The 9,632-nt window shown below is 34.3% G+C and carries 7 protein-coding genes; 6 read left to right on the forward strand and 1 reads right to left on the reverse strand.

Translation table 11 applies throughout. The features are described 5' to 3' along the window. From WBY99_RS00240 to WBY99_RS00265, 6 genes are all read left to right on the forward strand, one after another. On the forward strand, positions 1-1,008 hold a 1,008-nt coding region (locus tag WBY99_RS00240; protein WP_423974356.1), incomplete at its 5' end, for a proline dehydrogenase family protein. Between the two features lie 181 nt (positions 1,009-1,189). Continuing rightward, positions 1,190-3,643, forward strand: a complete 2,454-nt coding sequence (priA, locus tag WBY99_RS00245) for a replication restart helicase PriA (RefSeq protein ID WP_423974362.1) — start codon at positions 1,190-1,192, stop codon at positions 3,641-3,643. Between the two features lie 150 nt (positions 3,644-3,793). Next, complete coding sequence (dacB, locus tag WBY99_RS00250; RefSeq protein ID WP_423974357.1) at positions 3,794-5,251, forward strand: D-alanyl-D-alanine carboxypeptidase/D-alanyl-D-alanine endopeptidase; 1,458 nt, start codon at positions 3,794-3,796, stop codon at positions 5,249-5,251. A gap of 81 nt (positions 5,252-5,332) precedes the next feature. Next, on the forward strand, positions 5,333-7,264 hold the full coding sequence (locus WBY99_RS00255) for a M1 family aminopeptidase (protein ID WP_423974358.1): 1,932 nt from the start codon (positions 5,333-5,335) through the stop codon (positions 7,262-7,264). A 97-nt stretch (positions 7,265-7,361) separates the two neighbouring features. Then, complete coding sequence (gene kbl, locus WBY99_RS00260) at positions 7,362-8,555, forward strand: glycine C-acetyltransferase (protein ID WP_423974359.1); 1,194 nt, start codon at positions 7,362-7,364, stop codon at positions 8,553-8,555. A 4-nt stretch (positions 8,556-8,559) separates the two neighbouring features. Next, positions 8,560-8,997, forward strand: a complete 438-nt coding sequence (locus WBY99_RS00265) for a hypothetical protein (protein WP_423974360.1) — start codon at positions 8,560-8,562, stop codon at positions 8,995-8,997. Positions 8,998-9,188: 191 nt separating this feature from the next. Here WBY99_RS00265 and WBY99_RS00270 read toward each other — a convergent pair. Continuing rightward, a partial coding sequence (locus WBY99_RS00270; protein ID WP_423974361.1) for a GLPGLI family protein occupies positions 9,189-9,632 on the reverse strand: 444 nt, incomplete at its 5' end.

Consider the following 9,632-nt stretch of genomic DNA (forward strand, 5'->3'; position numbering starts at 1 on the left):
GATATTGTAAAGAAAACTTTGTTTGAACAATTTTGCGGTGGCGAAACCCACGAAGAAAGCATGAAAGTGGTGAAACAAATGTTTAAACATCATGTTGGAAGTATTTTCGATTATGCGATTGAAGGGAAAGCGGAAGAAAAAGTTTTTGATGATACTTGCACAGAAATTAAGCAGAACATCAAATTTGCGGAAGGTAATCCAGCGATTCCGTTTGTGGTTTTTAAACCAACAGGTTTTGGTAGAATTGAAATCTACGAAGAAGTTGGTAAAAATGTAGAACTCACCAATTCCCAAAAAGAAGAATGGGCGAGAGTCATAAAAAGATACGAGGAAGTTTGCCAAATGGCTTTTGATAGAAATGTAGTGTTGATGATTGATGCCGAAGAAAGCTGGATGCAAGATGCAACCGATAATTTGGTAAACGAAATGATGGAAAGGTTCAATACAAAAAAAGCCATTATCTGGAATACCATTCAAATGTACAGAACCGGTAGATTAGAATATTTGGCGAAAGATTTAGAAAGATCCAAAGAGAAAAATTATTTCCTTGGCTATAAATTCGTGCGTGGCGCTTATATGGAAAAAGAAAGAGCGCATGCTACTGCCATGAAATATCCGGATCCTATTCAGCCAACCAAACAAGCGTCTGATGATAATTATAATGCAGCGATCGATTTTGTTTTAGATAATTTAGATAAAGTTTCGGCGTTTTTCGGAACGCACAACGAAAAATCAACCGAACTCGTGATGGATAAAATGAAAGCGATGGGATTGCCTCACGATCATCCACAAATTTATTTCGGGCAATTGTACGGAATGAGTGATAATATTACTTATTATTTAGGCAATGAAAAATACAATGTATGCAAATATCTTCCTTATGGTCCCGTGAAAGATGTGGTTCCTTATTTAACAAGAAGAGCGCAAGAAAACACTTCTGTTGCAGGACAAACAGGTAGAGAATTAGGTTTGATTCAAAAAGAATTAGACAGAAGAAAAGGAAAATAAATCCAGAGTGCCATAGGAATGACCGATATCCCAGCGTCGGAATTTATTCCGATGCGACTAAAATTTAAGGATTGGAATTTATTCTGATCCTTTTTTATTCAATAAAATGCAATTGGCATGAGCCGAAATTTATTTCTAAATTTGTAAATTAGATTGTAGCATATCACCAAATCATCACATCATCACACCAACTTTCGCTCAAGTTATTCTTCCCTTAAATTTAAAAGGAACTTTTACGTACAAAGTTCCAGATGAACTTTTATCTTCCATTCAAGTAGGAATGCGGGTTTTGGTTGCTTTTGGTGGGAAAAAGATTTATACTGGAATTGTATTTGAAATCCACGAAAACGAACCCGAAACTTTTGTTCCGAAAGAAATTATCAATATTTTAGATGATTTCCCGATTCTTCCGAAAGAACAAATTCGTTTCTGGGATTGGCTTTCCGGATATTATTTGTGCAATTTGGGCGAAATTTATCGTTTTGCATTTCCATCTTCTTTAAAATTGGAAAGTGAAACTTATTTGAAATTAAAACCCAATGTTTTGGTTGATTTCGAGAATTTGGATGTGAACGAAATGTATTTAATTCAGGCGCTCGAAGTTCGGCAACTTATTAATTTAACGGAAATTGAAGCCTTTATTCCGAAAAAAGAAATTGTAAAAACGATAAAATCTTTGATCGATTTGCAATACATTGAAGTTGACGAAAAAGTTGCGGAAAAATATAAAGCCAAAGAAGTTGCTTATTTGAAAATTAATGAAGAAGCCGTAAAAAATTCTCATTTACCTGAAATCCTTTTATCGTTAAAACGGTCGCCCAAACAACAAGAGTTATTTCTTCTACTTCTCGAAAAACAAACCGAGTATCCTGAAAAACTGATTAAGAAATCAGACCTATTTCATGAAGGAAATTTCGTTCAAGCGCAATTAAAATCTCTAATTGAGAAAAATTTAGTTCAAGAATATTACCTTCAAAAAGACCGTCTGGAAAGTTATGAAGGTGAAACGGAAGAATTAGAAAAACTGAGCGATATTCAACTTCAGGCAAAAACCGAAATCGATATTGCTTTTGAAGAAGGGAAAAATGTGTTGCTTCACGGCGTTACTTCTTCGGGGAAAACCCATGTTTATTTAGAAAAAATTGAAGAAACGGTAGAGAATGAAAGAAACGTTTTATTTCTACTTCCTGAAATTGCGATTACCAAACAAATTGTTCAGCGTTTAGAAAAAAAATACGGCAAGCAACTCGGTTATTATCACCAAAAACTCACCGATTTCGAAAAGGTAGAAGTATGGCGCCGAATTAAAAATAATGATATTAAAATCCTTATCGGAACAAGGAATGCGCTGTTTTTGCCTTATCAGAATTTAGGATTAATCGTCGTCGATGAAGAACATGATTCGAGTTATAAACCACGGGAAACTTCTCCGTTTTTTAATGCCAAAGATGCTGCCCAGGTTTTAGCAAAATTTTATAAAGCCAATGTAATTCTAGGTTCTGCAACGCCTTCGGTAGAATCGTTTTATGCTGCGAAAAAAGAAAAATTGAAATATATTTTTCTAAGTGAACGTTTCGGAAATGTGAAAATTCCTGAATTTGAACTCATTAATTTCAAAGAAGCGCAGGATACTAAAAAGTTGGTTGGTAGTTTTTCTTTGCATTTAATTGATGAAATTAGAAAAGAACTCGATCATAAGAAACAAACCATGATTCTTCATAACCGCCGAGGATACGCAAATGTGGTGGAATGTGAAACTTGTGGTTACGTGAATTATTGTTCGAATTGCGATGTGGTGATGACGTATCATAAATTTTCAAATGAAATGAAATGCCATTATTGTGGACAAAAAGCTGCGAAACCGAAAACTTGTCCGAAATGTCATTCTGAGAAATTAAATGTAAGAGGAGTTGGCGTGGAACAGATTCATGAAGAAGTTTCAAAAATTTTCCCTGATGCAGAAGTCGATCGAATGGATGTGGATTCGATGCGGAAGAAGTTTGCCTACGAAAAATTATACGAAAAAATCGAAGAAGGCGAAACGGACATTATTGTTGGTACTCAAATGATATCCAAAGGTTTAGATTTTGAAAATATCGAATTGGTGGCAATCCCAAAAGCAGACTCCTTACTATATGTACAAGATTTTCGGGCAGAAGAAAGAGCGTTTCAACTGATTACACAAGTTTCGGGAAGAGCGGGCAGACTTTCTGGAAATGGAAAAGTTTTAATTCAAACTTATAATCCAGAACATTCTATTTTTCAATTGTTGAAAAATCACGATACTTCCAAAATTTATGAACATTTGCTGACCGAGAGAAAAAAGTTTCTTTATCCGCCTTTTGTTAAATTAATCATGATTGAACTAAAGCACCGCCGGGAAGATAAAGTCAATCGTGCCTCCCAGTTTTTAGGATCAATTCTCAGAAAGTATTTGCCAGAAGAATGTATTCTTGGCCCCGAAAAATCACCCATCGGAAAACTGAATTTAATGTATCAATATCAACTTTTGCTCAAATTGCCACGCGGAAAAAAATATGCGGAGTATAAAGATTTGGTCAGCAAAAGTTTGGCAGAGTTTGATGAAATTACCGCTTATCATTCTATAAAAAAGGTGATTTCCGTTGACTTTTAACAAAGTTTAACAGTAGTTACCATGTTTTTATAACCGTTAAATCACTGTGCTTCAACAATATTTTATACTTTTGACCGTTAAAGAAATGTTTTGAGCAAGAATAGTATTCTTTTTACAAAGCATTAATAGATAATCAAATAATAAAATTAAATGATTAACATCAAAAAAATTCTGGTTTCTTCTACCATCGCAGTTTCTGCATTTGCATTCGGACAGGGAACCTTCGCTTCTAGTAATTATCCTCAATCTTACGAAAGTCAAAATTCTACTATTTCTAAAGAGTCTGTGCCACCAGAAAAACTTCTCAGCGCAAAAGAACTCATCGATATTAAATTGAATTCGATGATAAACGATCCCGTTTTACGAAATGCAAATTGGGGTTTTGTAGTGTATGATCCGAAAACAAAGAAAATTATTAGTTCTTATAATGAAAACGCTTCGCTGATTCCAGCTTCTACAACCAAGTTGTTGACCACCGAAACAGCGATGAACCTTTTAGGTGAAAATTTTAAATGGATCACTCAATTAGAATATTCGGGAAATATTGAAGATGGCATTCTTAACGGGAATTTATATATTGTAGGAAGTGGTGATCCTTCGCTGGGAACCAATAAAGCAGGCGCTAGCTCCTATAGTCAGATTATTTCTGAATTTATTTCCGCTACTAAAGAAAAAGGGATCAAGAAAATTAATGGTGATATTATTATCCAAAATGGTGTTTTTAAATTCAATAAAACCCAGTTGTTACCGGAAAGTATCGTTTGGCTTGAAAACGGAAATTACTATTTACCTATTGGAACGACTCACGAGATCAATCCTCAAAATGAAAAACTGATTGCGAAAAAATCGAATCCATTTGCTGAGAATAAAAACTATTACTACATTTCGCCTTATATCAAACAAATGGTGTATGCTGACAAATTCGATGGTGGTAATTTAACAACTAAACTACCGGATGCTCCAGCTTATTTAGCCAATAATTTACGTGCAACAATGCTGAAAAGTGGTTTGCCAGTTGTTGGAAAAGTGGTAACAAAAATGACAGATCCTAATCCTGAAAAACGAGAAGTGATTACTACCTACCAATCGCCAACTTTAGCAGAAATCATTATGTATACCAATCAACACAGTGATAATGCTTTGGCAGAAGCAACCTTGAGAATGGTCGGTTTTCAAAAGTTGGGAGATCAAACATTGGAAGCAGGAAGAGTAGTGGTAAATGACCATTTGAAATCGGTCGGTTTTGAAACTGAAGGTTTAAATTATTTCGATGGTAGCGGACTATCGAGAAGTAATGTGGTAACGCCAATTTCTCAAGTGAAGTTTCTAGCGAATTTAATGAACGAAAAATATTACAAAACTTTTGAGGAAACGTTGCCAATTGGTGGACAAACTGGAACATTGAAAAGAATGTTTAATACTACCGGAAATGGACAGGTTTTCGCCAAAACAGGAACTTTAAATAAAGTGAAAACTTTAGCCGGATATATGAAAACAAATTCTGGTAAAACCTTAGTTTTCTCTTTACTTATTAATAATTATGCGGGTTCTGTAGATCAAGTTAAAAGTAAAATGGAACAAATCCTAGAACCAACGCTAAATCTCTAAATTATTTATTTTATTAAAATAGTTGCCTTTCAATAATTATTGAAAGGTTTTTTTTACCTTTAGCGGCAAATAAATTAATCAATGAAACAATTTTATGTACTTGTGTTAATGTCGTCTTTCGTGCATCTGTTTGCACAAAATGAAGAAGCAGAAAGGAAGAGCATGATTCGAAACGAAACTCAAAGATATTCGAAAATGATTAATTACAACGTGAATCCAAACACGTTGAATTATGATTTGAAATATCAACGATTGGATTTAGATTTAGATCCTGCTCAGTATTTTGTAAGTGGAACCGTTACCAGCCATTTTGTTCCCAATCAAAATATGTCAAGCATCTATTTTGATTTTTCAAATGTCCTTGTGGTTTCTGAAGTAAAATACCACGGTACCAATTTATCATTCACCCAATTGCCTTCGAAAGAAGTGAAAATCGATTTTCCGACTGCGCTTGCTTCGGCTACTTTAGATTCACTTTCGATAAAATATTCTGGTGCGCCAGATACTTTTGGTAGTGCTGGCGATGCTTTTACCACTTCTACCCAAGGAGGAAAACCTGTTCTCTTTACCCTTTCTGAACCTTACGGTGCTCAGGAATGGTTTCCTACCAAGCAAAGCATGAATGATAAAATTGATAAAGTAGATATTAAAATCACTACTCCTTCCCAATACAACGTTGCTTCTAACGGTAAATTACTTTCTGAAACAATGATAGCTGGTAATAAAAAAGTCACTTTTTGGCAAACCAATTATCCGATTCCTGCTTATTTAATTGGTTTGGGAATAACCAATTATACTAAATTTAATGACACCATGGGAAATCCACCTTTCCCATTCGTAAATTATGTTTACCCATCAACAGCCAATAATACGACCACCATGTCTAATATTAATTATACTAAAAATATAATGGAAATGTTCGAGCAATATTTTGGACTTTATCCTTATAGAAACGAAAAATACGGCCACATGGAATTCGGTTGGGGCGGCGGAATGGAGCATGCTACAATGTCATCGATGGGAGCTTGGGGAAGAGGAATTATCGCCCATGAATTGACTCATCAGTGGTTTGGCGATAAAGTAACTTGCGGTGCATGGAATGACATTTGGCTCAATGAAGGTTTTGCAACTTTTGGAGAACATTTGGCTAATGAAAAATTATTGATGAACAGCACTCAATTCCAAAGTTATTTATTATCTGAAATGAATTATATTACGGGTTCACCAGGTGGAAGTGTTTATGTGGCAGATGCTTATTTAGGTGATAATAATTCTGTTTTTAGCGGTCGTTTAAGTTATTCTAAAGGTGGTTATGTGGTGAGAATGATTAAATGGGTTTTAGGTGATACTGCTTTTTATGCCGCTTTAAAAGATTATCATAATCGACCAAATCTTGCTTACAATTATGCGAAAACAGAAGATTTTAAAAACTCTTTGCTACAATCTACTGGAAAAGATTTTACAGAATTTTTTAATGACTGGATTTATGGTGAGGGATATCCAATTTATCAGATTAAGTGGAATCAAACAAGTGATAAAGTAATTCGTTTTAAAATAGGTCAAACTCAAAGTCATCCTTCAGTTAGTTTCTTCGAAATGCCTTTACCAATCAAAGTGACCGGAACTTTAGGTGAAATTGCTTATTTGGTTTTAAATAATAATTCAAATAATCAAAGTTTTGATGAAGCCTTGAATTTCAGTGTGGCTTCAGTACAATTCAATTACGAAAATCAATTGATTACCAAAGGTTCTAAGGTGACGAAAGATACTTCCATTTTAGCAGTAAATGATGCGATGAAAACGGAAATCAGAATTTATCCAAATCCAGTGAAAGACCAACTTTCTATAACTGGAATTATTAAAGATGAATCGTACGAAATTTTCAGTATTGATGGTCAATTAGTGAAGTCTGGAACGCTTTCTTCAAAAAGCTCAATCGCTGTAAATGGACTTTCAAAAGGAGTTTATCTCTTAAAAATTGCAGGAAAGAATTTGAAATTTATTAAAGAATAGCGAAGTTAAATTTAAGGTGATGATATAAATAACAAAATCAGAAAAGCACTTGAAAGAGTGCTTTTTTTCGTATTTTAGCGTTTCAAAATAATTAATTATGATTTCTAAAAATTATCTAGAAAATTTACAGAACGAACTTCAAAATATTAAAAACGACGGCTTGTTCAAAAACGAACGAATCATCACTTCACAGCAATCTGCAGTGATTGAAGCCAACGGAAAAACACTCTTGAATTTCTGTGCCAATAACTATTTGGGATTGTCGAACAATAAAGAAGTGATGAAAGCTTCCCAGGATATGATCGAAAGCCACGGCTACGGAATGTCTTCGGTACGGTTCATCTGTGGAACTCAAGATATTCATAAAGAATTGGAAGCGAAGATTTCTCAATTCCTTGGCTTAGAAGACACCATTTTATACGCCGCTTGTTTTGACGCAAATGGTGGCGTGTTCGAACCTTTGTTTACCGATCAGGATGCCATTATTTCTGATGAATTAAACCATGCTTCAATTATTGATGGCGTAAGACTTTGTAAAGCAGCAAGATACCGTTACAAAAATAACAATATGGCAGATTTGGAAGCGCAGTTAATTGAGGCTTCCAAAAAGAATCACCGTTTTAAAATCATCGTAACAGACGGAGTTTTCTCCATGGACGGAATTGTTGCCGACTTAAAAGGCGTTTGCGATTTGGCAGATAAATATGATGCTTTGGTAATGGTTGATGATTCACACGCAACAGGATTCATCGGTAAAACCGGACGTGGAACGCATGAATCCAATGAAGTGATGGGTAGAGTAGATATCATTACTTCAACTTTAGGAAAAGCATTAGGTGGCGCACTTGGTGGATTTACTTCCGGTAAAAAAGAAATTATCGATCTATTGAGACAGCGTTCAAGACCTTATTTATTCTCGAATTCTTTGGCTCCAGGAATTGTTGGTGCAGCGATTAAAGTATTGGATATGATTTCCGGCGATACTTCTTTGAGAGATCAGGTAATGGAAAATGCAGAATACTTTAGAAAAGAAATGAAAGCCAAAGGTTTTGATATTCCTGATGGTGATGCGGCGATTGTTCCGGTAATGTTGTATGACGCACCTTTAGCTCAAAAAATGGCAGAAAACTTGATGGAGGAAGGAATTTACGTCATCGGATTTTTCTTCCCGGTAGTACCAAAAGGAAAAGCCAGAATCCGAGTTCAACTTTCTGCTTCCCACACCAGAGAACACTTAGACAAAGCGATTGCAGCGTTTGAAAAAGTGGGAAAAGATTTGGGAGTAATTTAATTTTATGAATCTCAAGTATTTTCTTTTATCACTAACTGTCTGGCTTGTATCTTGCGCTCCTGCCAAAATTAATCAATATGTAAAGGAAGACAAGATTCAAAGAAGAGATGGCAAATGGGTAGAAACTAATTCTACAGAACAAGGAGATTTTGTTTCAAAAGGAAAATACAGAAAGGGTGATAAAGTTGGTGTTTGGCGTACCTCGATTGATGATAAAAATTATCAAAAAGACGTTCATCGGAAAGATATCATCAAGACAAGAATTTTTTATTCTAACGGAAAAACGAAGATAAAGGGACAATCAACAACTGAAGTTACCGATGATTTTATCCACTGGTTTTATTCTGGTGATTGGAAACATTATAATGAAAAAGGAAAATTGATTTACATTAAAAAATATAATCAAGGAAAACCTTTGGATAGTATTTCTTATCAAAATTAACTCATATAAAACCTTCTGTAATGGAAGGTTTTTTTGGATTGAAATCAAAAATTTTTAGTTGTAACCATTGGTTTTTTTGTGATAGTGGAATTGGGTAAACTAAGGGCTAAAATTATGATAAGTTTTGAGATGAATTTTTTACGTATTTGGGCTTTTTTCTATTCGGTATAATGTTAACTGTAGTAGTGTTTTTATTTTTGAGGATATATCAATGCCTTATCAATCTCAATGGGATTGTAATTTTCTCGAATATATTTTTGTGTAGATTCGGTCAATTGTTTAAATTGGCTAATATCTTTAATATCAACACCATTAACACTAAATATCGTTTTGGGATTCGTGTTTCTACTAAATTGTTCGCGGGTTTCGTGATAAGGATCGTTATATTGATCCATCAACATTTTATTTATATTTTCTTGGGTTATTTTTATTGGTTTTTGTCCATAAAAACTTTCAATGAATGGAGTTTTGTATGTTGATTTTAATTTAAAACTTTTTACCAAAGTAAACTCAAAATTATTTTTGTCATCATATATTTGGAAAATCATTCCAGGCAACCCTCGAAACTTATAAGGACCTTCAGAAATTTCGATTTCTTTAGAAAACCAAGCAATCCATTTTCTACCGCCAAAAGT

Origin of the sequence: Kaistella sp. (assembly GCF_049588135.1) — a bacterium.
Taxonomy (GTDB): domain Bacteria; phylum Bacteroidota; class Bacteroidia; order Flavobacteriales; family Weeksellaceae; genus Kaistella.

Bases quoted from the DNA above. Each gene is read 5' to 3' on its own strand.
- dacB (WP_423974357.1), top strand. From the start codon at position 3,794: ATGATTAACATCAAAAAAATTCTGGTTTCTTCTACCATCGCAGTTTCT.
- WBY99_RS00255 (WP_423974358.1), top strand. From the start codon at position 5,333: ATGAAACAATTTTATGTACTTGTGTTAATGTCGTCTTTCGTGCATCTG.
- kbl (WP_423974359.1), top strand. From the start codon at position 7,362: ATGATTTCTAAAAATTATCTAGAAAATTTACAGAACGAACTTCAAAAT.
- WBY99_RS00265 (WP_423974360.1), top strand. From the start codon at position 8,560: ATGAATCTCAAGTATTTTCTTTTATCACTAACTGTCTGGCTTGTATCT.